The 24,823-nt window shown below is 72.6% G+C and carries 21 protein-coding genes; 11 read left to right on the top strand and 10 right to left on the bottom strand.

The window, feature by feature from the left end; all coding sequences use genetic code 11:
• The first annotated feature begins 1 nt into the window (after position 1).
• The 6 genes from RBR11_RS07930 to RBR11_RS07905 all read left to right on the top strand — a co-directional run bounded on the left by RBR11_RS07930 (position 2) and on the right by RBR11_RS07905 (position 7,323).
• Positions 2 to 1,105 (top strand): DUF917 domain-containing protein, encoded by a 1,104-nt coding sequence (locus tag RBR11_RS07930; protein WP_308488791.1) that lies wholly within the window; start codon positions 2 to 4, stop codon positions 1,103 to 1,105.
• Entirely contained in the window at positions 1,102 to 2,196 is a 1,095-nt protein-coding gene (locus RBR11_RS07925; RefSeq protein WP_308488790.1) for a DUF917 domain-containing protein, read from the top strand. The genes RBR11_RS07930 and RBR11_RS07925 overlap by 4 nt, the downstream gene beginning before the upstream one ends.
• Positions 2,197 to 2,365: 169 nt before the next feature.
• A complete protein-coding gene (locus tag RBR11_RS07920; protein ID WP_308488789.1) occupies positions 2,366 to 3,409 on the top strand; it encodes a DUF917 domain-containing protein in 1,044 nt (347 codons plus the stop codon).
• Positions 3,406 to 4,974 (top strand): PucR family transcriptional regulator, encoded by a 1,569-nt coding sequence (locus RBR11_RS07915; RefSeq protein ID WP_308488788.1) that lies wholly within the window; start codon positions 3,406 to 3,408, stop codon positions 4,972 to 4,974. Before RBR11_RS07920 ends, RBR11_RS07915 begins: the two co-directional genes overlap by 4 nt.
• Entirely contained in the window at positions 4,971 to 5,771 is an 801-nt protein-coding gene (locus RBR11_RS07910; protein WP_308488787.1) for an IclR family transcriptional regulator, read from the top strand. Before RBR11_RS07915 ends, RBR11_RS07910 begins: the two co-directional genes overlap by 4 nt.
• A 76-nt stretch (positions 5,772 to 5,847) precedes the next feature.
• On the top strand, positions 5,848 to 7,323 hold the full coding sequence (locus RBR11_RS07905) for a glycosyltransferase family 39 protein (RefSeq protein ID WP_308488786.1): 1,476 nt from the start codon (positions 5,848 to 5,850) through the stop codon (positions 7,321 to 7,323).
• Positions 7,324 to 7,353: 30 nt separating this feature from the next.
• Here the strand turns inward: RBR11_RS07905 and RBR11_RS07900 are convergent, their stop codons facing one another.
• Positions 7,354 to 8,154 carry a helix-turn-helix transcriptional regulator gene (locus RBR11_RS07900; protein WP_308488784.1) on the bottom strand — a complete coding sequence of 267 codons (801 nt, stop codon included), beginning with the start codon at positions 8,152 to 8,154 and terminating at the stop codon, positions 7,354 to 7,356.
• An 85-nt stretch (positions 8,155 to 8,239) separates the two neighbouring features.
• On the opposite strand from RBR11_RS07900, the gene ilvD reads away from it, so the two are divergent.
• Entirely contained in the window at positions 8,240 to 10,096 is a 1,857-nt protein-coding gene (gene ilvD, locus RBR11_RS07895) for a dihydroxy-acid dehydratase (RefSeq protein WP_308488783.1), read from the top strand.
• Between the two features lie 139 nt (positions 10,097 to 10,235).
• Here the strand turns inward: ilvD and RBR11_RS07890 are convergent, their stop codons facing one another.
• The 8 genes from RBR11_RS07890 to RBR11_RS07855 all read right to left on the bottom strand — a co-directional run bounded on the left by RBR11_RS07890 (position 10,236) and on the right by RBR11_RS07855 (position 18,455).
• Complete coding sequence (locus RBR11_RS07890) at positions 10,236 to 10,904, bottom strand: AroM family protein (protein WP_308488782.1); 669 nt, start codon at positions 10,902 to 10,904, stop codon at positions 10,236 to 10,238.
• On the bottom strand, positions 10,901 to 11,764 hold the full coding sequence (locus RBR11_RS07885; RefSeq protein WP_308488781.1) for an ABC transporter ATP-binding protein: 864 nt from the start codon (positions 11,762 to 11,764) through the stop codon (positions 10,901 to 10,903). Before RBR11_RS07885 ends, RBR11_RS07890 begins: the two co-directional genes overlap by 4 nt.
• Positions 11,761 to 12,597 carry an ABC transporter ATP-binding protein gene (locus RBR11_RS07880; RefSeq protein WP_308488780.1) on the bottom strand — a complete coding sequence of 279 codons (837 nt, stop codon included), beginning with the start codon at positions 12,595 to 12,597 and terminating at the stop codon, positions 11,761 to 11,763. Before RBR11_RS07880 ends, RBR11_RS07885 begins: the two co-directional genes overlap by 4 nt.
• Position 12,598: 1 nt before the next feature.
• Complete coding sequence (locus RBR11_RS07875; RefSeq protein WP_308488779.1) at positions 12,599 to 13,543, bottom strand: DUF1177 domain-containing protein; 945 nt, start codon at positions 13,541 to 13,543, stop codon at positions 12,599 to 12,601.
• Between the two features lie 15 nt (positions 13,544 to 13,558).
• The gene (locus RBR11_RS07870) at positions 13,559 to 14,857 is read right to left on the bottom strand and encodes a M20 family metallopeptidase (protein WP_308488778.1); all 1,299 of its coding nucleotides are present in this window, start codon (positions 14,855 to 14,857) and stop codon (positions 13,559 to 13,561) included.
• Between the two features lie 37 nt (positions 14,858 to 14,894).
• Positions 14,895 to 16,484 carry an ABC transporter substrate-binding protein gene (locus RBR11_RS07865; protein WP_308488777.1) on the bottom strand — a complete coding sequence of 530 codons (1,590 nt, stop codon included), beginning with the start codon at positions 16,482 to 16,484 and terminating at the stop codon, positions 14,895 to 14,897.
• Positions 16,485 to 16,579: 95 nt separating this feature from the next.
• Positions 16,580 to 17,455: an ABC transporter permease gene (locus RBR11_RS07860; protein ID WP_308488776.1), complete on the bottom strand. Its 876-nt coding sequence runs from the start codon at positions 17,453 to 17,455 to the stop codon at positions 16,580 to 16,582.
• Positions 17,448 to 18,455, bottom strand: a complete 1,008-nt coding sequence (locus tag RBR11_RS07855; protein WP_308488775.1) for an ABC transporter permease — start codon at positions 18,453 to 18,455, stop codon at positions 17,448 to 17,450. The genes RBR11_RS07860 and RBR11_RS07855 overlap by 8 nt, the downstream gene beginning before the upstream one ends.
• Positions 18,456 to 18,593: 138 nt before the next feature.
• On the opposite strand from RBR11_RS07855, the gene RBR11_RS07850 reads away from it, so the two are divergent.
• Together RBR11_RS07850 and pepE are read left to right on the top strand one after the other, a co-directional pair.
• Positions 18,594 to 19,421, top strand: coding sequence for an IclR family transcriptional regulator (locus RBR11_RS07850; protein ID WP_308488774.1), 828 nt, complete (start codon positions 18,594 to 18,596; stop codon positions 19,419 to 19,421).
• Positions 19,418 to 20,131, top strand: coding sequence for a dipeptidase PepE (gene pepE, locus RBR11_RS07845; RefSeq protein ID WP_308488773.1), 714 nt, complete (start codon positions 19,418 to 19,420; stop codon positions 20,129 to 20,131). The genes RBR11_RS07850 and pepE overlap by 4 nt, the downstream gene beginning before the upstream one ends.
• Positions 20,132 to 20,450: 319 nt before the next feature.
• Here pepE and RBR11_RS07840 read toward each other — a convergent pair whose 3' ends face one another.
• Positions 20,451 to 21,470, bottom strand: a complete 1,020-nt coding sequence (locus RBR11_RS07840; RefSeq protein WP_308488772.1) for a LacI family DNA-binding transcriptional regulator — start codon at positions 21,468 to 21,470, stop codon at positions 20,451 to 20,453.
• A gap of 118 nt (positions 21,471 to 21,588) precedes the next feature.
• Between RBR11_RS07840 and RBR11_RS07835 the strand changes: the two genes are divergently transcribed.
• Both RBR11_RS07835 and RBR11_RS07830 read left to right on the top strand, forming a co-directional pair.
• Positions 21,589 to 23,088, top strand: coding sequence for a purine-cytosine permease family protein (locus RBR11_RS07835; RefSeq protein ID WP_308488771.1), 1,500 nt, complete (start codon positions 21,589 to 21,591; stop codon positions 23,086 to 23,088).
• The gene (locus tag RBR11_RS07830; protein WP_308488770.1) at positions 23,085 to 24,734 is read left to right on the top strand and encodes an amidohydrolase; all 1,650 of its coding nucleotides are present in this window, start codon (positions 23,085 to 23,087) and stop codon (positions 24,732 to 24,734) included. The genes RBR11_RS07835 and RBR11_RS07830 overlap by 4 nt, the downstream gene beginning before the upstream one ends.
• Positions 24,735 to 24,823 lie beyond the last annotated feature (89 nt).

The raw sequence follows: 24,823 nt of genomic DNA, 5'->3' as shown, positions 1-24,823 counted from the left end.
GATGGGCTGGCAGATCGACACCCCGCAGATCGAGGACCTCGCCCGCGGCGCCGCGCTGTTCGGCACCGGCGGCGGCGGGGACCCGTACATCGGATCCCTCCTCGCCCGGCAGGCGCTCGCGGACGGCCCGGTGCCGGTCCTCGACCTCGCCGAGGTCCCGGACGACGCGCACGTGCTGTTCGTCGCGATGATGGGCGCCCCGACCGTCATGGTCGAGAAGCTGCCCAGCCTGGACGAGGTCGTCGAGCCCGTGCGCGCCCTCGGCGCGCACCTGGGCCGCCCGGTCACGCACATCGCCTGCGCCGAGGTCGGCGGGGTCAACTCCACGATCCCGGTCGCCGCCTCGGCCGCCCTCGGCCTGCCGCTCATCGACGCGGACGGCATGGGTCGGGCGTTCCCCGAGCTGCAGATGGTACTGCCCACGCTCGTCGGCGTCACCGCCTCGCCCCTCGCGCTCAGCGACGAGAAGGGCAACACCGCTGTGCTGCAGACGATCGACAACAGCTGGACCGAGCGGATCGCCCGTGTCGCGACCGTCGAGATGGGCTGCTCCACGATGATCGCCGGCTTCTCGATGACCGGCGCGCAGGCGCGCGAGGCCCTCGTCGGCGGATCCCTCTCCCGCTGCATCACGGTCGGCCGCGCGATCGCCGCCGCGCGCGAGGCGAAGACCGACCCGGTCGCCGCCGCCGTCGCTCAGCTCGGTGGACGAGAGCTCTTCGACGGCAAGGTCGTCGACGTGCAGCGCGCCACCACGACCGGCTTCGCCCGAGGGAAGGCCCGGATCGAGGGCGAGGCCGGCACGGCGCTCACCCTGCAGTTCCAGAACGAGCACCTCGTCGCCGAGGCCGACGGCCGGATCCTGGCCACCACCCCCGACCTGATCATGGTCGTCGAGGGAGAGACCGGCGAGCCGATCACGACCGAGGGCCTGCGCTACGGGCAGCGCGTGCGCGTGCTCGCGGCCCCCGCCGACGAGCGCTGGCACTCCGCCGAGGCGCTCGCGATGGTCGGCCCGGGCTACTTCGGCTACGACATGCCCGCGCACCGCTTCGACGGGACGGTCTCCACGGGTCTGGCCCTGGCGGAGGTCGGCGCGGCATGAGCTGGCAGCTCACGGCCGCGGACCTGCCCGACCTCGCCCGGGGCGCCACCCTGCTCGGCACGGGCGGCGGCGGGGATCCGTATATCGGCAGCATGCTCGTCGCGCGGGTCCTCGGCGACGGGGCGATCACGATCCTGGATCCGGACGACCTCGCCGACGACCTGTTCGTCATCCCCACCGCGCAGATGGGCGCACCGACGGTCATGGTGGAGAAGATCCCCGCCGGCACCGAGCCCACCCAGGCCCTGCGCGCCCTCGAGGCGCACCTGGGCCGCGCCGCGGACGCGACCATGCCGATCGAGTGCGGCGGGATCAACTCGATGATCCCGCTCGTCGTCGCCGCCGAGACCGGCCTGCCGGTCGTGGACGCGGACGGGATGGGCCGGGCGTTCCCCGAGCTGTCCATGGAGACCTTCGCGGTCTACGGCGTGCACGGGTCGCCGCTGGCCCTCGCCGGCGAGCGCGGCGAGACGGTCATCATCGACACCGGTGACGACGACCGGCAGATGGAGTGGCTCGCCCGGGCCGTGACGATCCGCCTCGGCGGCGTCGGGCACATCGCCGAGTACGCGATGACCGGTGCCGACGTGCGCCGCACCGCCGTGCCGCGCACGATCTCGATGGCGCTGGCACTGGGCCGGGCGATCCGCGAGGCGCGCGAGCAGCACCGCTCCCCGTTCGATGCGATCGCCGACACGCTGGCGACGACGCTCTACCCGCATCTGCGCGAGCTGTGCACGGGCAAGGTCGTCGACGTCGAGCGGCGGACCACCGAGGGCTTCGCGAAGGGCCGCGCGGTCATCGCGCCGCTCGAGGGCGACGGCACGTTCGAGATCCTGTTCCAGAACGAGAACCTCATCGCGCGCCGCGACGGCGAGGTGGTCGCGATCGTGCCCGACCTCATCTGCGTCGTCGACCACGAGACCGCCGAGCCGATCACGACCGAGGGCCTCCGCTACGGTCAGCGCGTGCGGGTGCTCGGGATCTCCACGCCCGACATGATGCGCACGGACGCGGCGCTGGCCGCGTTCGGCCCGACCGCTTTCGGCCTGGACGAGCCGTTCCGGCCCGTGGAGCGGCTCGGGTCCTGAGCCGTCGCACGTCCCCTGGCCCTCTCGCGGCATCCGCGCCCCCTCGTAGCGTCCGCGCCCCCTTCTCAGCACCGCCGTTCGGAGGGGGCGCGGACGCTGAGAGGGGGCGAAGGCGTGAAGGGCCGCAACCGAGCCGCCTTCGTCCCCCGCGACCTCCTAGGCTGGGACGATGGCGTGGGAACTCCGACCCGAGGACGTGACCGCGCTCGCCCGTGGCTACGCGCTGCTGGGCTCGGGCGGCGGCGGATCGACCACGCTCCTGGAGCTCATGCTCGCCCGCGACCTGCGCGAACCGGTCTCGATCGCAGACATCGACGAGCTGGATCCGGACACCCCGTGCCTCGGCGCCGCGTTCGTCGGATCGACGTTCCTGTTCGGCGAGAAGATGCCGTACGCCCGGCCGTTCGACCACCTCATCGCGGCCGCCGAGCGCTGGCTGGGCACCCGCGTCCCCGCGGTGTGCTCGCTCGAGGGCGGCGGGCTGAACGGGCTCTCCCCGCTCCTGCTCGCCGGCGACCGCACCCTCGTCGACGCGGACTGCACCGGGCGGGCCGTGCCGGAGCTCGACCAGATGTCGTTGTTCGTCGATCGCGTGCCCGGCATGGTGTTCGCCTGCGACACCGGCGCCGGAGGCGTCGCCCTCGTCGAGACCGACCGCGCCGTGGACGCCGAGCGGATCATCCGCGCCGCGATCGTGCAGGCCGGCGGGATCGGCGCCGCGGTGCTGTCCGGCTTCACGGTCGGCGACCTGCGCAGCGCGTCCATCCCGCGCCACCAGCACCGGGCGCTCCAGCTCGGCCGTGCCTGGCTCGCCACGGCCTTCGCCCCGCCGGCCACGCTCGCGGAGGCTCTGGGCGGCCGCCTCCTCACGCACGGCAGGATCGAGGCCGTCACCTCGCACAGCGCACCGCACCGCGAGCAGCGCGTGCAGGCCGTCGAGATCGAGGGACCGGAGGGATCCGTCGACCGCGTCCTCACCGGATCCGAGACCCTCGCGATGCTCCGCGACGGGGTCCTCGTCTCCGCGACGCCGTCCGTGATCGTCGTGCTGGACGCGGTGTCGCGGGACATCCTGCAGGTGACCGACCTCGCCCCGGGCCGCCGCGTGATCGTGCTCGACCTGCCCGCACCCCAGTGGTGGCAGCTGCGCCCCGAGCGGCTGCGCCGCGTGCTGCCCTCGGCATACGGCCTTCCCGAGCTGGACGCCGCATGAACGCCCCGCTCACCCTCGCCGCCCTCCGCGCCCAGCCCGGCAACGGAGGCCTGCGCCATGTCGCCGGCCCCGACGACGCCGGGTGGCGGACGGTGCGCGTGGAGACGGCGGAGAAGGATCTGCCCGCGCACGAGGAGGACGCGCTCGCGATCCTGATGACGACGGGCCCCTCCGCGTCCTGGCAGCAGGACGCGCTGATCCGGCGCGTGCACGAGCGCGGCTACCGCGGGCTCGTGCTGCCGGGCGCGGCCGGCTTCGACCCCGGATCCCTCCGCCTCGCCGGCCGGCTGGGACTCTGCGTCTGCGACGTCGACCGGGCGATCGACCTGGCCGAGGCGTGCTGGATGCTGCTCGAGGCGCACGACGCGCTCACCCTCGCGCACGTGCGCAAGGTGGCGCAGTCCTTCGAGTACAGCGCCCGCGACCTGCCCGACCTGCTGCGCCAGGTCGCCGCGAACCTCGGCCACGCCCTCGCGGTCGTCGACGAGTCCGGCGTGCTGCACGAGTCCGGCGGAGAGCTGCCCGAGGCGCTGCACGCCGCGATCGACTTCCGGCCCTGGGTCGACCTCGCCCGCGCCGACGGCTACGCCGCCGCCTCCGTGCGGGTGGACAGCCCGAGCCGGCCGGGCCTGCGTCTCGCCGTGTTCGGCGAGGGGCTGGGCGAGGCGCAGCTGACCGCGCTGTCGGTCGCGGCCGAGGTCGCGATGCCCGCGATCGCCGCGCGGATCCTCATCGACGAGGTCGCCGAGGTGAACGACGTCGCCAGCTCCGCCGCCCTGCTCCGCGACTTCATGGACACCCGCGGCCAGACCGACGCCGACCTCGACCGACGCATGGGCGAGCGCGGCTGGCGCCCGGCCGGCCACCACCTCGGTTTCCGGATGCGCGGACGCGGGCGGCTCGACCCGCTGCAGCTGCTGCGCACCGTGCGTCCCGCCCTCGCCGGGATCGGCGCCGAGGCGCACGCCACCACCGCCGGCCGCGGGATCACCGGCTGGCTGACGTTCCCCGCGCCGCCGGAGCCGGCCGCCGTCGAGCGGCACGCGCAGGCCCTCCGCGCCCTGCACCAGGAGGTCGGCCGCTCCTTCGCGATCGCGACCGGGATCGGATCCCTGCAGAACGGTGCGCCGGGGCTCGCCGTCACGCTCGACGAGGCCACCGACGCCGCCCGGATCGCGTCGTCGCGGTCGGCGACCGGCTGGTTCGTGCGCGTGGACAGCCTGGGTCTGGAGCAGCTGCTGCTGGCCTGGACCGGCAACGACACGTTCGTCCCCGCCGCGGCCTCGCTTCTGGCGCCGCTGCAGGACGCGGGCGGGGATCTGCTGCGCACCCTGTCCACCTACCTCGACCACGAGTCGAGCCTCGTCGCGACCGCCGACGCGCTGAACCTGCATCGCAACACGATCGCGATCCGGATCCGCCGGGTGCAGGAGCTGCTGGGGGTCGACCTGTCCGACCCGGAGACCCGCCTCGCCGTGCACCTCGCCTGCCGCGCCGTGCTCACTCTGCCCGCCGCGCCCGACGCCGCGAACGGACGGCGCGATCATGGCATCCTGGGATCGTGAGCTCCGAACGGGCGGACGGCGTCGCCGGCGATGACCGACCGCAGGTGCCCGCGGCGGACCACACGCTGCGGATCCTGCGGTTCCTCGCCCGGCGCGCCGGCCCCGTGGCGGCCTCGGCCCTCGCCCGCGAGCTGGGGATCCCCCGCTCGACCGTCTACCACCTGCTCGCGACGCTCGAGGCGCACGGCTTCGTCGTGCACCTGCCGCAGGAGCGGCGCTGGGGACTCGGCACGAGCGCGTTCGAGCTCGCCGGCGGGTACGCGCGCCAGGAGCCGCTCGCACGGCTCGGCCGCCCGCTGCTCGCCGGGCTCGCCGACCGCCTCGGCGAGAGCGCGCACCTCGCCGTGATGACCGGCCGCGACGTGCTCTACATCGTCGAGGAGCGGGCGCTGCGCCGCCCCGCACTCATCACGGACGTCGGCGTGCGGCTGCCCGCGCACCTCACCGCGACCGGGCGGGCGATGCTCGCCGCGCTCCCCCGCGAGCAGGTGCGCGCGCTGTACCCGGACCTCGCGGCGTTCACCGAGCGCACCGGCCGGGGCCCGGCCCGCCCCGGCGAGCTGAGGGATCTGCTCCGCGAGGTGCGGCGCGAGGGCTTCGCCCGGGAGGACGGCGAGATCACAGCCGGGTTCCGCTCGGTGGGCGTCTCGGTGCGCGACCACGTCGGCTGGCCGGTCGCCGCGGTCGCCGTGACCTGGGCCGAGGAGGCCGCCGTGGATCCGGCCGCGATCGCGACCGCCGTGACCGAGACCGCGCAGCAGCTGCAGCGCCGCCTCGGCTACGGGACCAGGGCGTGAGCATGAGTGCGCTCACCGCTCACGGTGATCGGCGTGGCTGGGCCGTGTTCACAGGTGCTGCCGCCAGGCTCGGTCCGTGACCCGGTCCCTCCGTCCACGCCTGTGGCGCATCGCGGTGCTCAGCGGTGGCGTCGCGACGCTCGCGGGCGCGCTCGGATCCTGGATCCCGTCGTTCTGGGGCGACGAGGCGGCGAGCATCATGTCCGCCACGCGCACCTGGCCCGAGCTCTGGCGGCTGCTGCAGACCGTGGACGGCGTGCACGGCGCCTACTACGCGTTCCTGCACGTGTGGATCGGGCTGTTCGGCGCGAGCGAGTTCTCGGTCCGGCTGCCGAGCGCGATCGCCGTGGGCTTCCTGGCCGCGGGCACGGCGGTGCTCGCCGGGCGCCTCGGCGGTCCGCGGCTCGCCCTCATCGCCGGGCTCGTCGTCGCCGTGCTGCCGCGGACCACCCTGATGGCCGTCGAGGCCCGCTCGTACGCGATCGGATCCGCGATCGCCGTCTGGCTGACCGTGCTGCTCGTGCACCTGCTGACCCGGCGCCGACCGTGGTGGGCGTGGGCCGGGTACGCCGTCGGGCTCGCCGCGGGCGTCTACGTCTTCCTCTACCTCGCGCTGCTGCTCGTCGTGCACGGGTTGTACGTCGTGCTGCGGCACCGCCGCGCGCTCTGGCCGTGGGCGAGCTGGGCCGGGGTCGGGGTGGTGCTCGCGCTCCCGATCGTGGCGCTGGCCGCGGCCGAGCGGAACCAGATCGGCTTCCTCGCCCACCGCGACTACATCACGCCGCTCAACGTGCTCGCACTGCAGTGGTTCGACCCGGTCACCGCCTTCCCGTGCTGGGCGCTGATCGTGCTCGGCGTCGTCGCGCGGATCCGCAGCCGTCGTGGTGACCCGGACGGCGACCGGCTGGCCCTGCTCGCCGGGATCTGGCTCGTGCTGCCGACCGTCGCGGTGCTGCTCGGCAGCGCGCTGATCGCGCCGATGTACACCGTCCGGTACCTGTCGTTCTGCACCCCGGCGGCCGCGATCCTGATCGCCTTCGGCGTGCTCGCGCTGGTGCGCGGGCTCACTCGGCGCTCTCCTGCCCGCACCCGTCTCGTCACCGGGATCGCGGTCGCGGTGCTGCTCGCGGCGTTCGTGCCGGGGTGGATCGTGCAGCGCGGTCCGTACGCGAAGGACGACAGCGACTGGCGCGAGGCCGCCGCCTACCTGCACGCGCATGCCCGTGCGGGCGACGCCGTCGTGTTCGACGAGCGGCAGAAGCACTCGCAGAACCCGCGGCTGATCCTCGCCGTCCACCCGGCGGACTTCGCCGGACTGAAGGATCCGGCCCTGATCGCCGGCTTCCGCTCCCAGCCCGGACTGTGGGACAGGACGCGCCCCAACGCCTCGCTCACGGCCGCGGACCTCGGATCCGACGTCTGGGCTCTCGAGCGCGGACCCGCCGCCGCGGACTCCCCCGACGTCCGGCACCTCGAGTCTCTCGGCTACCGGGTCGTGTCCAGCCACCGCATCACCGTGACGACGCTGCTGCACCTCACCCCCGGTCGTTGAGCGAGCGCAGCGAGACGGAACGCTCCCCGATCACCGACCGTTCGCGGGCACCGGCACGTACATGACGACGGTGAGCCCGGTCGCGTCGGACGGCACCAGGCTGTGGTGCTCGAAGACCCGGCGCCCGTCCTCGGGGTGCAGGAACACCCGCTGCCGCGACGTGAAGCGCTCCACGGCGTGCTCGGCCCACTGCACCCGGAAGTCCTCGCTCGCCCCGAGCAGCCGCTCGATCAGCGCGCGGTGCCGGTCCGAACTCAGTCGCACTCCCGATTCGGCGCGGAACTCGGCGAGGAAGCGACGGCTCTCCTGATCCCAGTCCGGCAGCATCCGGCGCAGCCGCGGATCCGTGTAGATCAGCCAGAGCAGATTCCGATCGGCGGGATCCAGCCCCGCGATCGGCGCGTACAGGCGGGCGTACGGGGCGTTCCAGCCGACGATGGCCCACTCGCTGGCGACGACGAAGGCGGGGAACTCCAGGGCGTCGACGAGCCGCTGCAGGTGATCCGGGATCCGCTCCGCCTCCTCCGCCGGCGCGTCCTCGGCCGGCCCGGCGAGGCGCACGACGTAGTCGGTCTCGGCGGCGCTGAGCTGCAGCACCCGGGCCACCGCGCCCAGCACCTGCCGGGAGACGCCGATGTCGCGGCCCTGCTCGAGCCAGGTGAACCAGCTGGCGCTGACCCCGGCGAGCGCGGCGACCTCCTCGCGGCTGAGGCCGATGTCCCCCCGGCGCGCGGCCTGGGGCAGACCGAGCGCGGAACGGCTGGCGGCTCGGCGGCGGGAGGCCAGGAAGTCGCCCAGTTGCTCGCGGCGCGGGGTGCGCGGACGGATCATGAACAAACAGTACTCCGAGTACTAGTACAAACCCTCCTCGCCCGAGGGCTCCGCAGATCGATCCGACGGGTCCACAATTGTCTCCATGGTCGCTTATCGCTCTCGCACGGTCACCCACGGACGCAACATGGCCGGCGCCCGCGCCCTCTTCCGCGCCGCCGGCGTCGACGGCGCCGATCTCGGTCGCAAGCCGATCATCGCCGTGGCGAACTCGTTCACCGAGTTCGTGCCGGGGCACACCCACCTCGCCCCGGTCGGGCGCATCGTCTCCGAGGCGATCAGCGCGGCCGGCGGCATCCCCCGCGAGTTCAACACGATCGCCGTCGACGACGGCATCGCGATGGGCCACGGCGGCATGCTCTACTCGCTGCCCTCGCGCGACCTCATCGCCGACTCGGTCGAGTACATGGCGAACGCGCACTGCGCCGACGCCCTCGTCTGCATCTCGAACTGCGACAAGATCACCCCGGGCATGCTGCTCGCCGCGCTCCGCCTGAACATCCCGACGGTGTTCGTCTCGGGCGGCCCGATGGAGGCCGGCCGCGCCACCCTCGTCGACGGCACCGTGCGCTCGCTCGACCTCGTCGACGCGATCAGCGACGCCGTGAACGAGAAGATCTCCGACGCCGACATCCTGCGCATCGAGGAGTCGGCCTGCCCGACCTGCGGATCCTGCTCCGGAATGTTCACCGCGAACTCGATGAACTGCCTCACCGAGGCGATCGGCCTGTCCCTGCCGGGCAACGGCTCGGTGCTCGCGACGCACACCGCGCGCCGGGCGCTGTACGAGAAGGCCGGATCCCTCGTCGTCGACATCACCAAGCGCTACTACGACGAGGACGACGCGAGCGTGCTGCCGCTGAGCATCGCCACCCCCGCCGCGTTCGGCAACGCGATGGCGCTCGACATCGCGATGGGCGGATCGACGAACACGATCCTGCACCTGCTCGCTGCCGCGCACGAGGCCGGCGTCGAGTTCGGCCTCGCCGACATCGACGCCATCTCCCGCCGCGTGCCGTGCCTGGCGAAGGTCGCCCCGAACTCGGCCGGCGGCCGCACCTACTACATGGAGGACGTGCACCGCGCGGGCGGCATCCCGGCCCTGCTCGGCGAGCTGCGCCGCGGCGGCCTGCTCGACGACCAGGTGCACACCGTGCACGCCCCGACGCTCGGCGAGTGGCTGGACGAGTGGGACGTGCGCAGCGGATCCGCCTCGGCCGAGTCCGAGGACCTCTGGCACGCCGCCCCGGGCGGGCGCCGCTCGGCCACCGCGTTCTCGCAGTCCGAGCGCTGGGCCTCGCTCGACGTCGACGCCGAGGGCGGTTGCATCCGCGACGTCGCGCACGCGTACTCGAAGGACGGCGGCCTCGGCGTGCTGCACGGCAACATCGCCGAGAACGGCGCGGTCGTGAAGACCGCCGGTGTCGACGAGTCGATCTGGACGTTCTCCGGACCCGCCGTCGTCTGCGAGTCGCAGGACGAGGCGGTCGAGAAGATCCTGAACAAGCAGGTCAAGGAGGGCGACGTCGTCGTCATCCGCTACGAGGGCCCCAAGGGCGGCCCCGGCATGCAGGAGATGCTGTACCCGACGTCCTTCCTCAAGGGCCGCGGGCTCGGCAAGGCGTGCGCGCTCGTCACCGACGGGCGCTTCTCCGGCGGCACCTCAGGCCTGTCCATCGGCCACGTCTCCCCCGAGGCGGCGGCCGGCGGCGTGATCGCGCTCGTCGAGGACGGCGACATCGTGTCGATCGACATCCCCACCCGCAAGCTCGAACTCGACGTGCCGTGGGAGGAGCTGGAGCGCCGCCGCGAGCACCTCGAGGCGAACGGCGGCTACCGGCCGCGCAACCGCGTCCGCGAGGTGAGCGACGCGCTGCGCGCCTACGCGCACTTCGCCCAGTCCGCCGACAAGGGCGCGATCCGCGTCGTCCCGGAGTTGTAGTCCCCGGCCCCCAGCCCCGCGAGAAACCACTTCCCGCATGAGAAACCACGCCTGGCGTGATGTCTCATGCGGGAAGTGGTTTCTCACCCGCGGACGGCGGGGCGGGCGCGGGCCCCGGGCCCGGGCGCGGGCCCGCGGGTCAGACCGCCTCGGCCACCAGACGCGCGGCGAGCGTGCGCGCGAGCAGCACCTTGGCGGATCCGGATCCCGCGACGAGCGCGCGCATGCGCTCGGAGTAGCCGATGCAGTCGAGGAAGATCCACTCCACGCCCTCGGCGCGCAGCCTCTCCCCCGCGGCGACGAACGCCCCGTCCGGCGCGGTGTACGGATCCGCGACCGCGACCGTCGCGAGCAGACCGTGGTCCTCCCACCAGCGCTCGGCGATGGGACCCGCCTGCTCGGGCTCGGGCACGACGACGCCGAGCGGCCCGCCGCCGATGAGCGCCGCGGCCGCACCGCGGCCCAGCTGCTCGGCGGTGTACAGCGGCACGGCCGCGGTGAGCCCGGGAAGGTGCCCCGTGCACAGCAGCAGCACCGCGCCGGCGCCGTCCGCGACGACGCGGTCGATCGCGGCCTGCACCAGCGGCAGCATCCGCTCCTCGCCGAGCACGGCCATGCCGCCGCCGCGGAGCCGGGAGACGAGCACGCGCTCCCCCTCCGCCGGGGCGAGCGCGGCGATGCCATCGGCGTCGAGCTCGTCCAGGGCGCCGCGCTCGACGAGCTCGACGCCCGCGAGCAGCGGCGCGATGTCCGGGGTGACGTCGACCCGCGGCGCCTGCCCGATCGTGACCAGCCCGAGCACGCTCATGCGTCCACTCCGGCACCGACCGGCGCGGCGAGGCCCGCCTCGATGAGGGCACGGCGCGCGGCGCGGTCCTCGTGGGCGTCCGGATCCGGCACCGGCACGGCCGCGAGCAGCGCCTTCGTGTAGGGATCCTGCGGGGCGGCGAGCACCTCGGCGCACACGCCCGACTCGACGACCCTGCCCTTGTTCATCACGATGACGTCGTCGGCCATGAACTCGACCACGGCGATGTCGTGCGAGATGAAGAGGTAGCTGAGCCCGAGCTCGTCCTGCAGGTCCTTCATCAGGTTGAGCACTTGCGCCTGCACCGACACGTCGAGGGCGGAGACCGGCTCGTCGCACACCACGAGGCGGGGCTTGAGCATGAGCGCCCGGGCGATGCCGATGCGCTGGCGCTGGCCGCCGGAGAACTCGTGCGGGTAGCGGTCGGCGTGCGCGGCCTCGAGCCCGACGAGCTCGAGCATCTCGCCGACCCTGGCGCGCTGCTGCGCGGGCGTGAGGCGCTCGCGCAGCAGCAGGGGCTCGGCGAGCAGGCGGCCGACCGTCCAGCGCGGGTCGAGCGAGGCGTAGGTGTCCTGGAACACGATCTGCATGTGCGCGCGCTGCGCCCGCATCCGGGCGGGGCCGAGCCCGAGCAGGTCGACGCCGTCGTACATGACGCTGCCCGCCGTCGGCTCGGTCAGCCGCAGCACGCAGCGCCCGGTCGTGGACTTGCCGGATCCGGACTCGCCGACGATCGCGAGGGTCGTGCCCTCCTCCAGGTCGAAGTCGACACCGTCGACCGCGCGGAAGATCTCGCCGCGACGGCCGCCGCGCTGCGGATACTCCTTGACCAGTCCGCGGACGCTCAGCAGAGCGCTCATCCGAACACCTCCTCACCCAGGGTGGGAAGACGCAGCTTCCCGGCGTTGCGCGCCGGCATCGACTCGAGCAGCGCCTGCGTGTAGGCGTGCTGCGGCGCGTGGAAGATCTGGCGCACCCCGCCGGTCTCCAGGATCCGGCCGTGGCGCATCACCGCGACCCGCTGGCACGACTCCGCGACGACGCCGAGGTCGTGCGTGACGAGCAGCACCGCGGTGCCGTGGCTCTCCTGCAGCTGCAGGATCAGATCCAGGATCTGCGCCTGCGTGGTGACGTCGAGCGCGGTGGTCGGCTCATCGGCGATGAGCAGGTCGGGTTCGCACGACATCGCGATCGCGATCATGACGCGCTGCCGCATGCCGCCGGAGAGGTGGTGCGGGTAGGACGCCGCGACCTGCGCCGAGCGCTCGATCCCCACCATCTCCAGGAGTTCCCTGACCCGGTCGTCCGCGGCCTTGCGGCCGAGGCCCAGGTGCCGGCGCAGCGGCTCGCGGATCTGGAAGCCGACCGTGAACGCGGGGTTCAGCGCGGTCATCGGCTCCTGGAAGATCGTGCCGATCCGGTTGCCGCGGACCCTGCGCATGTCCTTCACGCTGATCCCCGCCATGTCCTCGCCGTCGAACAGGATCCGCCCGCCGTCCATCCGCACGGCGCGGGTGGGCAGCAGCCGGATGATCGACATCGCGGTCAGGCTCTTGCCCGAGCCGGACTCGCCGACGAGACCGAGGGTCTCGCCGCGGCCGATCTCGAAGCCGATCCCGTCCACGGGGAACGAGGTGCCCCGGCGGGCGTCCACCCGCACCCGGAGGTCCTCGACGCGAAGCAGCGCGGACATGTCAGACCTCGACGTTCCCGAGGGTCTGCAGGTGGCCGGCGCTGCCGTAGAGCGACGTCAGCCGGGCGAACTGCTCCTCGTCGAAGAAGGACAGGCTGCCGGCGCCGAAGTACTTCGCGGTCTCCACGGCGAAGCGGGCGGCGAGCTCGATGTCGACCTCGTGGCTCGCACCCGTGGCGCAGCCGGCGACCGGGACCGCGGTCGTGATCGCGACGCCCACGACGGGCGCCTCGGTGGCGACGGCCGGCTGCAGGATCGAGTTCAGGTGGTGCAGGTCGTTGCCGTACGGGGTGATGTCCTGCGTGGCGAGCGGGAAGACCACGGCCGAGCGGCCGGTCACGGTCTCGGCGACGCCGACGAGGTCCTCGCTCGGGCGGAGGATGTAGCCCTGCTTCACGGTCGGGGAGATGGCGATGCCGCGGTGGTTGATCGTGCGGTTGCCCTTCGTGGTGTCGATCGAGAGCACCGCGTCCATCGCCTCGTCGACCTCGTGCACGTTCATCGTGAGGATGTCGACCGGCGAGTCCATGAACGGGACCGGGTCGTGCGGCTGGGTGGGCGCCCACCCGGTGACGTGCGTGGTGACGACGACGTCGCCGGGCAGGACGTCACCGCGGGCGGCCATCTGCAGCAGCTTGGCGGCGGCGGCGAGCGCGGCGGCCGCGCCATCCCCGTCGGACACGTAGCCGATCAGCTCGGGGCGGGCGCCGACGCCGCCGAGGCGGCCGATGATGCCGAGGGTGCGCGCGGATCCGCCCGTGGAGCGGCCCGCGGATCCGGGCAGGAAGACGCGGACGAAGTCGGTGCTGCCCTTGTCGCCCTCCACCGCGGTCACGGTGATCTCGGCGTTCGGGGCGCCGAAGGCGCGCAGGTGCTCGGCGAGCAGCTCGCCGGAGGTGAGGGGCGAGTCGAGCAGGTCGACGACGTTCAGGACATGGTTCAGCATGGGGACGGATCTCTCTCAGAGGGCGGGAAGGTCGGCGTCGTCGCGCAGGCCCAGGTAGCGCAGGGCCGTGAGCGCGTACACCTTGGCGGCGAGCACCACGTCGCTGGCGCGGGCGCGCTCGTCGAAGCTGTGGATGGTCTTCAGGTCGGCGGGGCCGTACTGCAGCACGGGGATCCCGTGGCGGCGGAACGTGCGCGCGTCGGAGGAGGCCCACTGCAGCACGCCCTGGGCCTCGGGGTCGGAGAGCTCGCGCAGCGCCCCGACGAGGGTCTCGACGATCGGATCCGTCGGCGCGGTCCAGTTCGGCTCGCTCTGGAAGCCGATGGGCTCGATCTCGGCGTCGATGCCCTCCTCGGCCAGGATCTCCTCGGCCCGGGCGAGCACCTGGGCGCGGCTGAGGCCGATCGGCACGCGAGTGTCGAACTCGATCACGCAGGTGTCGGCGACGACGTTCGTCGAGGTGCCGCCGCGGATCGTGCCGACGTTGATCGTGACGTGCTCGAACACCTGGGCGACCTCGGGCGCGTAGCCCTCACGCTGGACGGCGAAGTGCTGCGAGTCGGCGATGAGCTGGCGCAGCTCGGCCGGGGCGTCGGGCACCATGTCCCAGAGTCGCTGCAGGGCGAGGATCGCACGGGCGCCGAGCAGGTTCGCGCTCACGCCGTGCACGGGCTGGAGGCTGCCGTGGCCCGGGATGCCGCGGACGGTCAGCCGGAACCAGTTGCTGCCCTTCTGCCCGATCGTGGGGTGGTCGCGCTCGGCGGGCTCGGCGATCACGCCACCGGTCGCGCCCTCGAGCACGCCCTGGCCGAGCAGCCAGTCCGCGCCGAGGCGGCCGCCGGTCTCCTCGTCCGGGACCGCGGCCAGCGAGATCCGGCCGCGCAGCGGCACGCCCAGGCGGTGCAGCAGCAGGTAGACGTGGATGAGGCCGGCGAGGCCCGCCTTCATGTCGCTCGCGCCGCGGCCGCGGAGCCAGCCGTCGACGACGTCGCCCGCGGTCGGCGGGAAGGTCCACCGCGAGACGTCCCCGATCGGGACGACGTCACTGTGGCCGGCGAAGACCAGATGGCGGTCCTCGCCCTTCTGGCCGCGGTGCGCGACCACGCTCACGCGGCCCTGACCGGCATCGAAGAGCTCCGGGTCCACGCCCCCGTCGCGCAGGAGACCCGCGATCACGCCGGCGATCTCGGTGCAGTCCCCGGGCGGGTTCTCGCTCGGGGTCCGGATGAGCAGGCCGGCGAGCGCCAGCAACTCGTCCTGCGAGTCATCGATCGCGGCGAGCAGCCGCTGCTCCCATTCGGCGGTGGTGGGCATGGTGTGTTCTCTCTCTTCGATGCCGGTCGGGCGACGGTCAGGACTTCTTGCTGAGCTGGAAGAACCGGATCAGGCCGTCGGGGTACGAGGTGTAGCCCTGGACGTCGCTGCGCTCGGCGACCGCGATGTTGTACTCGTACAGGTAGCCCCACGGCGAGTCGGCGTCGATCTGGTCCTGCATCTTCGCGTAGAGCGCGTTGCGCTTGGCCGCGTCCGGCTCGGTCGCCGCCTGCTTCCACTCGCTGTCCACCGACGGGTTGCTGTAGTTCATGTAGTTGCTCGACCCGGACGAGGTCATCAGCAGGCCGAGGTGGTAGCCGGGGTCGTTCACGAACGAGGTCCAGCGGCTGATGTACGACTGCACGTTCTTGCCGGCCAGGGCCTCGAGGAACTGGGCGCGCGCCATGTTGTGGATGTTCATGGTGACGCCGATCTTGGCGAGCTCGGCCTGGATCAGCACCGCGTCGTCGTTCCAGTCCGGGAAGCCGGATCCGAGCGTGAAGTCGAACGAGAAGCCGTTCGGGTAACCGGCCTCGGCGAGCAGCTGCTTGGCCTTGGTCAGGTCGTACTTGGCGGCGTAGTTCTTGTCCGTGAAGCCCGGGGTCGAGCTGGCGACCGAGGAGCGCATCGGGCTCGCCTGCCCCTGCATGACGTCGGAGGTGAGCTTGCTGTAGGGGATCGCGTAGGTGATCGCCTGGCGCACCTTGGGGTTGTCGAACGGGGCGATCTTGTTGTTCATCGCGAAGAACAGGATCTTGTTGCTCGGGCGGGAGTCGACGACGACGTCCTTGCCGTTCAGGCCCCTCAGGTCCTTCGGCGCGATCTCCAGGGCCATGTCGACCGATCCCTTCTGGATCAGCTGCAGGCGGTTGGAGGCGTCGCCGACGAACTTCATGTTCACGGTGCCGACGGCCGGCTTCCTGCCCCAGTACGACGTCGTCGCGGAGAGCTTGGCGGCGTTGGCCGGGTCGTAGCTGTCGATCTTGTACGGACCGGATCCGGCGGTGTTGGTGGCGAGCCAGGTGGCGCCGCCGTTCTTGTCGACCTGGTCCATGTCGATGATCGAGAACGAGTACATCGGGATGATCTGCAGGAACAGGTGGTTCGGCGCGGTGAGGGTGATCACGACGGTGCTGTCGTCCTTCGCCGTCACCGTGGCGATCCCGGCCATCTTGTAGAGGAAGCTCGCCGAGGCGGAGGCCTTGATGTGGTCGTAGCTGCGCACGACGTCCTTGGCGGTCAGCTTCTTGCCGTCCTGGAACGTGACGTCCTTGCGCAGGGTGAAGGTGTAGGTCGTGCTGGTGGCGTCGGCCTCCCACTTCTCCGCGATCATCGGCTTGATCGTCGCAGTGTCGGAGACCTGCTTGCCGTTCACGGTCTTCGTGCCGTAGGTGACCAGCTGGTCGTACGCGGCGAGCACCAGGGTGTCGCTCGTGCCGTCGTTCGCCTCGGCCGGGTCGAGGGTCTTGCCGCCCTCGGAGTACGCGATCGTGAGCGCCTGGTTCGCGGAGCCGGTGGCGGTGCCGCCCTTGTTCGCGTTGGCGTTCGCGTTTCCCGCGCAGCCGGCGGCGACGAGCATCACGCCGGTGGCGAGGGCGACCGCGGCGATCATCCTCATCTTCTTCATGGTGGGGGTGCCTTTCGTTGTGCTGTGATGCGCGTCGTCGCGCGGAGTCGTGCCACGGGACGTCCCGGCGGCCTCGTGAGTGCCGGGCGCCCCGCTTATCGGGCGGAGGTGCGGAGTCGGGGGTCGAGGGTGTCGCGCAGGCCGTCGCCGAGGAGGTTGAAGGCGAGGATCGACGAGGCGATCGCGAGCCCGGGGAAGAAGGTCATCCACCACTCCCCGGAGATGATGTAGCCGCGGCCGTCCGAGATCATCACGCCCCACTCGGCGAGCGGCGGCTGGGCGCCGAGGCCGATGAAGCTGAGCGCCGCGGCGGTGAGGATCGCGTAGCCCATGCCGAGCGCCGAGCGCACCATGATCGGGGCCATGCCGTTGGGCAGGATGTGCCGGAACAGGATCAGGGCGTCGCGGAGGCCGATCGCGTGGGATGCCTCGACGAACTCCCGCTCGCGCAGGGCGACGGTCTGGCCGTACATGATGCGGGCGAACTCGGGGATGCCGACGACGCCGACGGCGATCATCGCGGATCCGAGCCCCGGGCCCAGGGCGACGGCGAGCGCCATCGCGAGCAGCAGCGACGGGAACGCGAGGAGCATGTCCATGATCCGCATGAGGATCATCCCGATGGCGCCGCGCACGTAGCCGGCGATCGCACCGATCGGCAGCCCGACCACGAGCGACACGGCGACCGCGATGAGGCCGGTCCACAGCGACACCCGGGCGCCGGCGAGAACGCGGGCGAAGATGTCGCGGCCGAAGTTGTCGGTGCCGAACGGGTGCGCCCCGGTCGGCGGCGACAGCAGCGGGCCGACGCCGGTCTGGTTCGGCGCGTACGGCGATGCGAAGAGCGCGATCAGACCGCCGAGGGTCCAGAACAGGATGATCGCGATGCCGACGACGGCGGACGGGTTGCGCAGCAGCAGCGAGAGCGTCCCGGTGGCGGTCCGACGGGGGCGGAGTCGTGTGTCAAGCATTGCGCACCTTCGGGTCGAAGATCCCCTGGGAGAGGTCGACGAGCAGGTTCACGACGAGGAAGATGATCGCCGCGACCAGGGTCATCGCCTGCACCGGGGCGTAGTCGTTGGCCTTGATCGACTCGGTCACGTAGCCGCCGATCCCGGGCCAGCTGAAGATCGTCTCGGTGATCACCGCGCCGCCGAGGAGCTGACCGAGCTCGAGGCCGATGATCGTGATGATCGACGGGGCCGCGTTCTTCAGCGCGTGCCCGCCGATGACCCGGGCCGGGCTCATCCCCTTCGCCTCGGCGGTGCGGATGTAGTCCTGCCCCAGCACTTCGAGCATCGCCGAGCGGGTCATCCGGGAGATGATCGCGACGCCGCCGACGGACAGCACCATGGCCGGCCAGATCAGGTGCGAGAACGCGCTCGCGAAGGCCACGCCGTCGCCGGTGAGGATGCTGTCGATCAGGTACAGCCCCGTCACGTGGGTGGGCGGGTTGACCTCGTCGCCGATCCGGCCGATCGGCGCCGGCGCCCAGCCGAGCGTCCCGAAGAACAGCGAGATCACGAGCAGGCCGAGCCAGAACAGCGGCATGGAGACGCCGAGCAGCGAGATCACCCGGGTGAGGTGGTCGACGAGGCGGCCGCGCTTCATCGCGCTGAGGATGCCGAGCGGCACGCCGACGACGATCCCGATGAGCAGCGCCGCGAGCGCGAGCTCGACCGTCGCCGGGAACCGGGTGGCGAAGTCCTGTGCGACCGGGTGGCCGGTGTGCCATGCGTAGCCCAGGTCGCCGCGCAGGAGGCCGACGAAGTAGTCGCCGAACTGCTGCCAGAGGGGCTTGTCCAGGCCCATCTGCTCCCGGAGCTTGACCACGACGCTCTGGTCGGCGTTCTCCCCCGCGAGGGTGCGGGCCGGATCGCCGGGGAGGACCCGGGTGATCAGGAAGATGAGGACGACGACACCGAGCAGCGTGGGGATCATCGCGAGCACACGACGGACGACAGTCGGCATGGCTCTCCTCACTTCGATGGGGGGTGGTTTCCGCGCCGGATCGGCACGTAGCGACCACTATCTGCGATGTGAAATACTTGTGCAACTCAATCTCACTATTTGATCCGCGGGTGCACGGCGGGTCGGGAGGACCTGTTCATGGACAAGGGATCGGGGTCCCGTCCCCCGCTGCAGACGGTCGACCGCGCCCTCTCGGTGCTGCTGTCGTTCACCGGCCGGCGCAGCGAATGGGGCGTGCTGGAGCTCGCCGAGGAGTTCGATCTGGACAAGTCGACCGCGCAGCGCCTGCTCGCGACGCTCGCCGGGCGCGGCTTCCTGTCGGCGGATCCGTACACGCGTCGCTACCGGCTGGGCCCGGCGCTCTGGCGGATCGCCTCGGCCTGGGAGCGCCAGGGCGGCATGGCCGCGCTCGTCGAGCCCGTGCTCGCGGTGCTCGCCGAGGAGACCTCGCGCACGGCCGTGTTCGCGATCGGCGACGGGGCACACGTGCGCGCGGTCGCGGCGGTCGAGGGCGGCGGCGTGCCGATGCGCAACCATCCGCTCGTCGGCGAGCTGTACCCCGCGCACGCCGGCGCCACCTCGCGGGCCTACTTCGCGTTCCTCTCCGCCCAGCAGCGGCAGGCTCTGATGTACTCGCTGCCGCTGGCGCGCTTCAACGACCTCACGATCCACGACGCCACGCTCATCGAGCAGGCGATGTCGGAGGCGGCCACGTCCGGCTGGGCCTACTCGGACGGCGAGTACGACTTCGACACCCGGGCCGTCGCCGCACCGGTGTTCGTCGCCGGACGGCCGATCGGATCCGTCAGCATCGGCGAGCACAAGAGCGAGCGGCTCGGAGACATCCGCGCGCACAAGGACGCCGTGCTCCGCACCGCGCACGCGATCGGCCAGCTGCTCTCCCTCCGGGCCCCCAGCCCTGCACCGACCTCCACCCCTGCTTCCGCCCCCGAAAGGACCTCATGAACCTGCTGCTCATGTCCAACTCGTCCAACGCCGGATCCGGCTACCTCGCGCACGCCTGGGACGCGGTGCGCGAGGCGCTCGGCGGCGCGACGAGGCTCGTGTTCGTGCCCTACGCGCTCGCCGACCGCGACGCCTACACCGCCACGGCGCGCACGGCGTTCGCCGCGCAGGGCGTGACCGTGACGGGGGCGCACGAGTCCGGTGATCCGGTCGCGGCGGTCCGCGACGCGGAGGCCGTGTTCGTGGGCGGCGGCAACACGTTCCGGCTCCTGAAGACTGTGCGCGAGCTCGGCCTGATCGAGGCGCTCCGGGCTCACGCGGCGGCGGGCCGCCCCTACCTCGGCGCGAGCGCGGGCACGAACCTCGCCGCCGCGACGATCCGCACCACGAACGACATGCCGATCGTCGAGCCGGGCAGTTTCGACGCGCTGGGCCTGGTGCCGTTCCAGATCAACGCGCACTACCTCGATGCGGATCCGACCTCGACCCACGCCGGTGAGACCAGGGCGCAGCGCCTGGCCGAGTTCCACGAGGAGAACGACACGCCCGTGCTCGCCCTGCGCGAGGGCGCCTGGCTGCGTGTGCGCGACGGGCGCCGCACGATCGGCGGGACCGCGGTCACGCCCGGCCGCGGCCCGGCCGTGCTGTTCCGCCGGGGCGCCGAGGCCGTCGAGATCGACGGAGACGTGACGGAGCTCCTCCCGGCGTGAGCCCCGCCCCCGGCCCCCGGCCCTCGGCCCCCGGCCCTCGGCGCCGGCCCCCGGCCCCGGCCCCCGGCCCTCGGCCCCCGCGAGAAACCACTTCCCGCATGAGAAACCATGCCTGAAGTGTTGTCTCATGCGGGAAGTGGTTTCTCACCCGCGGACGGCGGGGTGGGGGGACGGCGGAGCGGACGGCGGGGTGGGGGCGGGGCGGACGGCGGGGTGGGGGGCGGACGGCGGAGCGGGGGCGGAGCGGACGGCGGAGCGGGGGCGGAGCGGACGGTGGGACGGCGGAGCGGACGGCGGTGCGGGGAGCGGCGCGAGCGGGTCAGGAGACCGCCGTCGAGTCGCGCACGATGAGCGTGCCGTGCTCGGGCTCCGGCACGTCCAGCTCCAGGTCGGGCTCGAGCTGGCGGAGAAGGGCGGCGGCCGCCTGACGCCCGAGCGCCTCGGGCTGCAGGTCGACCGCGGTGATGGTGGGCGCCGGGGCGCGCAGGCTCGCCGCGTCGGACCCGCAGACCACCGCGATGTCCTCGGGCACGCGGATCCCGCGCTCGACGAAGCGATCCACGATCGCGCGCGCGTGGTCGCTGGTCATGCAGTAGACGCCGTCCGGCCGCTCGGGCAGCGCGAGCAGCTCGTCGCCCGCGCGCACGGCCTCGGCCCGGTCGGCGCGCTCGGGGACCCGCAGCACGACCTCGGGCATCCCCTCGACCCGCATCCGCTCCCGGTAGCGCCGCTCGGTGAGCGCGTTCCACTCGATCGGGTCGGTCCCGAGCACGAGCGCCGGGCGCCGGACGCCCGCCTCCGCCAGGTGCGCGAGCACCCGATCCGTGATCAGCACGGTCGCGATGTCGATCGCGTGCGGATCCCGCGGGTCGTTCATGTCCTCGCCCACGAGCGTGTAGGGCGTGGCGCTCGAGCGCAGCACGGCGATCAGCGGATCGTCGTCGACCGGATCCGTGACGATGATGCCGTCGCACGCGTAGGCCGTCACCGGTGCGCCCTGCTCGGTCGGATCCGCGACCAGCATGAGCGCGTAGCCGTGCGCGAGGGAGGTGAGGGCTGCGGCTCCGGCGAACCTCGGGAAGTAGTCGACGTCGCCGACCGGCTGCGGCTCGGCCCCCACCGCGGGCCGCAGCACGAGGCCGATGACTCCGAGCCGGCTGCGGCGGAGCCCGCTCGCGACGACGTCGGGGTGGTAGCCGAGCTCGGTGGCCGCCGCCCGCACCCGCGCCTGCGTGCGCGGGTTCACGACGCCGTTGCCGGAGAACGTGTGGGACACCGTGGTCACCGAGACGCCGGCTCGGCGCGCCACGTCGCGAATGGTGGCCCGCTCTCTGCGCATAGGCAGATGATAGCCGCGGAATCCGCTTGCCCAAATCGTTTTGGGTATCTAGCGTGGCACATCGAGCGCGAACAAGGACGTCGCGCAACCCGAACTCTTGCACCCCCTGGAGGATCCCATGTCACAGGTGACACCCCCGGAGATCACGGAACCCGCCCCCGCGACCGCCGCCCCCGCACCCGCGGAGACCACGCCCCCGACCGAAGCCCCGGCCCTCACGCACCCGGAGCCGGGCGAGGCGACCATGCGCGTCGAGACGCACGGCATCGACTACATCCCGTCGAGCGAGCGGCACGGCCGTGCCCGCGACCTCTTCGCGGTGTGGGCGGCCCCGAACGTCAACTTCCTCGCGGTGGTGATCGGCGCGACCCTCATCGTGATGGGCCTGAACCTGTGGCAGGCGCTCGCGGCGATCGTCCTCGGCAACGTGTTCTCGATCATCACCGGCATCGTCGCGGCGTCCGGCCCCGCGGCCGGCACCCCGAGCGAGGTCATCACGCGTGCCATGTACGGCGTCCGCGGGAACCGGATCAACGTCGCGATCGCCGGCTGGCTGATCAGCGTGTGCTATCTCGCGATCAACTGGGCGGCGGCCACCACCGTCATGGTCGGCCTGCTCGGCCGCGTGGGGATCCCGTCCTCCGGATGGACCATCGCCGTCAGCGCGATCGTGATCGCCGCCGTCACCATGGCGATCAGCGTCTACGGCCACGGTCTCATCATGCGTCTCTACCAGCCGCTCGCGATCGTGCTCGCGGTGATCTTCGCGGTGATGGCGGTCTTCGTGGTCGGCGGCGCCCACTGGGGCTTCGCCCCGGCCAAGCCCCTCGGCGGCGTCGAGCTCGTCGCGATGATGGCCGCCGGCGTCGCGCTGGTCGCCTCCGCCCCGCTCTCCTACACGAACAGCGCCGACTTCGCCCGCTACCTGCCGGCCGCCACGCGCGTGCGCGACGTCGCCCTGTGGACCACCCTCGGCATGGTGGTGCCCGGAGTGCTCGCGACGTTCGTCGGCGTTCTCGCCGCGAGCGCGGTCGACATGAGCTCCCCCGAGGCCGGGCTGGAGAAGTTCCTGCCGGCGTGGTTCGCACCGATCTTCCTGATCTCGGTGATCATCGGCACGATCGCGAACAACGCCATGACCGCGTACAGCTCCGGCCTCGCGCTGCAGGCCGTGGGCATCCGGCTCCCGCGCTCGCGCACCGTCCTGCTCGACGGCACGGTCGGCGTGATCATGACTCTCGTCGCCCTGCTGGTGTGGAACTTCCTGGACAGCGTCTCGAACGCGCTGCAGCTGTCGGTGACGGTGCTCGGACCGGTGATGGGCGTGTACCTTGCCGACATGCTGTGGCGGCGCAACCGCTACGACGGCGTCGCGCTGAGCGACGAGGCGCGCGGCAGCCGGTTCTGGTTCTCGGGCGGCGTGCACGCCGCGGGCGCGGTCGCCGTGCTGGTCGGCATCCTCCTCTCCCTGCTCTGCAGCGCGACCCTGGTGTTCACCGGCCCGATCGCCGCGGCGATGGGCGGGATCGACCTCTCCGTGCCGGTCGGCATCGTGGTGCCGTTCGTCATCTACCTCGTGATGGTGCGCTCCTCGGCCCGCTCGCGGGCCTCGCTGTGACCGACGCCGTCCTCACCTCCGGAAAGGGAACCATGCGCACGATCCACTACCGCGGCGGAGCGATCTTCACCTCCGACACGGAGGCATGGGCCTCCTCGCTCATCGTCGAGGACGGCCGGATCCGCTACGTCGGCGACACCGCGACGGCCGACCGCCACGAGGTCGCCGAGGTGGTCGACCTCGGCGGGGCCCTGGTGATCCCCGGGGTCGTCGATGCGCACACGCACCTCGTCAGCCTCGGCGAGTCGCTCGCGCACGTCGACCTGCAGGACGCGGCGGATCTCGCCGAGGTGCAGGCGCGGCTGGCCGCGGCCGCTGCGGCGGATCCGGCCGCTCCGCGCATCATCGGGCGCAGCTGGCTGTTCTCCGCGCTCGACGGCCGGGCCCCGCACCGCGACATGATCGACGCGGTCGTCGCCGACCGCCCGGTGTACCTCAACGCGAACGACCACCACTCGGCGTGGGTGAACAGCGCCGCCCTCGCCGAGCTGGGCATCGACGACACGACGCCGGATCCGCTCGGCGGCACGATCGAGCGGGACGCGACCGGCGCCGCCACGGGCATGCTGCTCGAGAACGCGGTGTTCACGCTGGTGCGGGAGCGCGTGGACGCGCTCACCTCCGACGCGGAGCGGGAGGCGCAGCTCGAAGCCGCGTTCGCCAGCTACGTCGCCGTGGGCGTCTCCGCCGCGGTCGACATGGCGATGACCGAGCACGATCTGCGCGCACTCGTCGCCGTGCAGCAGCGCCGCGGGGGCACACTCCCGCTCCGCGTCGCGGCGCACTGGGCGGTGTACCGCACGGGCACGGCCGCCGGCGACCTCGCCGCGGTCGAGCGGGCGATCGAGCTCGCCCGCACCCACGACGGGCCCTGGCTCCGCATCGCCGGGATCAAGATCTTCGTGGACGGCGTGATCGACAGCTGCACGGCCGCGATGCGCGCGCCGTTCGCCGACGGATCCCAGCCCGAGGCGCTGTGGGACCTCCCCTCGCTCTCGGCCGTGGTGACCGCCGCCGACGCCGCAGGGCTCCAGGTCGCGATGCACGCGATCGGCGACGCGGCGTCGGCCCTCGCGCTCGACGCGCTCGACGCCGCGGTCGCCGAGAACGGTCCGCGCGCCGACCGCCGGCACCGCATCGAACACCTGGAGACCGTCGACGCTGCGACGCCGATCCGGCTCGCCCGGCTCGGCGTGGTGGCCTCGGTGCAGCCCGTGCACTGCGACCCCGCGATCCAGGACAACTGGCGCGCCGTCCTCGGCGACGACCGGATCGAGCGCGCCTACCCGTGGGGCGAGTTCGCCGAGGCCGGGGCCACGCTCGCGCTCGGCACGGATGCCCCGACGGCGCCATACGACCCGCTGCCGAATCTGTACATCGCCGCGACCCGCCGCTCCGCGTTCGACCCGGAGCTGCCGGCGAACGTCCCCGGCAACGCCATGGCGATCGCCGACGCCGTGCGCCGGGCGACCCGCGACGCCGCCTACGCCGCCCGCTGGGACGGCGAGCTCGGCGTGCTCCGCCCCGGCGCCTCGGCCGACTTCGCGGTCCTCGACACGGATCCGTTCCGCGATGGACCCGAGGCCTTCCTCGACGCACGGGTGACGCGCACGGTGATCGCCGGCGAGGTCGTGCACCAGGCCTGACCCTGCGTCCCACTTCCCGTCCGGTCGTTGAGCGAGGACGGAGCGGAGCGACGACCGAGACGAAACGCGGTGATCCTTCAGCGCGGACC

The organism is Microbacterium capsulatum (assembly GCF_030865425.1).
Taxonomy (GTDB): Bacteria; Actinomycetota; Actinomycetes; order Actinomycetales; family Microbacteriaceae; genus Microbacterium; species Microbacterium capsulatum.
Note: the sequence above shows the minus strand (reverse complement) of the source record. Positions and strands in the feature narration are given on the sequence as shown.

Bases quoted from the DNA above. Each gene is read 5' to 3' on its own strand.
- RBR11_RS07875 (WP_308488779.1), bottom strand. From the start codon at position 13,543: ATGCTGAACCATGTCCTGAACGTCGTCGACCTGCTCGACTCGCCCCTC.
- RBR11_RS07885 (WP_308488781.1), bottom strand. From the start codon at position 11,764: ATGAGCGCTCTGCTGAGCGTCCGCGGACTGGTCAAGGAGTATCCGCAG.
- RBR11_RS07925 (WP_308488790.1), top strand. From the start codon at position 1,102: ATGAGCTGGCAGCTCACGGCCGCGGACCTGCCCGACCTCGCCCGGGGC.
- pepE (WP_308488773.1), top strand. From the start codon at position 19,418: ATGAACCTGCTGCTCATGTCCAACTCGTCCAACGCCGGATCCGGCTAC.
- ilvD (WP_308488783.1), top strand. From the start codon at position 8,240: ATGGTCGCTTATCGCTCTCGCACGGTCACCCACGGACGCAACATGGCC.
- RBR11_RS07890 (WP_308488782.1), bottom strand. From the start codon at position 10,904: ATGAGCGTGCTCGGGCTGGTCACGATCGGGCAGGCGCCGCGGGTCGAC.
- RBR11_RS07850 (WP_308488774.1), top strand. From the start codon at position 18,594: ATGGACAAGGGATCGGGGTCCCGTCCCCCGCTGCAGACGGTCGACCGC.
- RBR11_RS07860 (WP_308488776.1), bottom strand. From the start codon at position 17,455: ATGCTTGACACACGACTCCGCCCCCGTCGGACCGCCACCGGGACGCTC.
- RBR11_RS07835 (WP_308488771.1), top strand. From the start codon at position 21,589: ATGTCACAGGTGACACCCCCGGAGATCACGGAACCCGCCCCCGCGACC.
- RBR11_RS07930 (WP_308488791.1), top strand. From the start codon at position 2: ATGGGCTGGCAGATCGACACCCCGCAGATCGAGGACCTCGCCCGCGGC.
- RBR11_RS07915 (WP_308488788.1), top strand. From the start codon at position 3,406: ATGAACGCCCCGCTCACCCTCGCCGCCCTCCGCGCCCAGCCCGGCAAC.
- RBR11_RS07840 (WP_308488772.1), bottom strand. From the start codon at position 21,470: ATGCGCAGAGAGCGGGCCACCATTCGCGACGTGGCGCGCCGAGCCGGC.
- RBR11_RS07870 (WP_308488778.1), bottom strand. From the start codon at position 14,857: ATGCCCACCACCGCCGAATGGGAGCAGCGGCTGCTCGCCGCGATCGAT.
- RBR11_RS07920 (WP_308488789.1), top strand. From the start codon at position 2,366: ATGGCGTGGGAACTCCGACCCGAGGACGTGACCGCGCTCGCCCGTGGC.
- RBR11_RS07880 (WP_308488780.1), bottom strand. From the start codon at position 12,597: ATGTCCGCGCTGCTTCGCGTCGAGGACCTCCGGGTGCGGGTGGACGCC.
- RBR11_RS07865 (WP_308488777.1), bottom strand. From the start codon at position 16,484: ATGAAGAAGATGAGGATGATCGCCGCGGTCGCCCTCGCCACCGGCGTG.
- RBR11_RS07855 (WP_308488775.1), bottom strand. From the start codon at position 18,455: ATGCCGACTGTCGTCCGTCGTGTGCTCGCGATGATCCCCACGCTGCTC.
- RBR11_RS07900 (WP_308488784.1), bottom strand. From the start codon at position 8,154: ATGATCCGTCCGCGCACCCCGCGCCGCGAGCAACTGGGCGACTTCCTG.